This is a genomic window from Aquabacter cavernae (assembly GCF_003993795.1).
GTDB lineage: Bacteria > Pseudomonadota > Alphaproteobacteria > Rhizobiales > Xanthobacteraceae > Aquabacter > Aquabacter cavernae.
Genome location: NZ_RWKV01000018.1, coordinates 1 through 846, shown reverse-complemented (window position 1 = coordinate 846; position 846 = coordinate 1). Strand labels below are relative to the sequence as shown.

At 61.2% G+C, this 846-nt stretch carries 1 pseudogene; it reads right to left on the bottom strand.

What is annotated here, in order from left to right:
• Positions 1-770: pseudogene (locus tag EJJ38_RS20210) on the bottom strand (IS5 family transposase).
• Positions 771-846 lie beyond the last annotated feature (76 nt).

Sequence of the window (846 nt, the reverse complement as noted above, 5' to 3'; positions counted from 1 at the left end):
CTAGGTGACCGACTCATAACTTCGCAGCCAGATGCGGATTGATGCGAGTTGGATCGAAGCGAGGAAATTGTCGTCTCGCTTGTCGTAGCGGGTGGCGACGGCTCTGAAGTGTTTGAGCTTGTTGAAGAAGCGCTCGACGGCGTTGCGCTGGCGGTAGACCCAGCCGCTGAATGGGAAGGTTTTGACCCTGTTTGGCATGGCGCGGACATTGGCCCACGCGCCGCGCCCTGCCATTCTTTCTCGCAAGGCGTCGCTGTCATAGGCCCTGTCGGCGAGAAGAATGTTTCCCGGCTCGACCGTATCCAGCATGTCGGTGGCCGAGCGCCCGTCGTGAGCCTGGCCTTCGGTCAACTTCAGTCGGATCGGGCGACCCTCGGCATCGACGAGGGCATGGATCTTGGTGGTCAGGCCGCCGCGCGAGCGACCCATGCAACGGGATCGCTCGTCTTTTTTTGACCGTTGGCGGCGTGCTGGTGCACCCGGATCGACGAGGCGTCGATCATCTGGATATCGCCATCGTAAGCGGCTGATACAGCTTGCAGAATGCGCCCCCAATGCCCGGCCTTGCGCCACCGATTGAACCGGTTGACGCAGGTCGTGTACGGACCGTAGCGCGCTGGGATATCGGCCCAAGGCGCTCCGGTGCGCAGCCGCCAGAAAATGCCGTTCAGAACGCGACGGTCATCCACCCGCGCGACACCGCGCACCTTCGTCGGCAGAAGCGGTGCGATCACCGACCACTCGAAATCCGTCAGGTCAAAGCGCGCCATCTCAACCTCCAGGGTTGAGATCAGTGAATCAAAACAACGCTCCGCTGGGAATCCCGTTTATGGGTATGTCACCTAG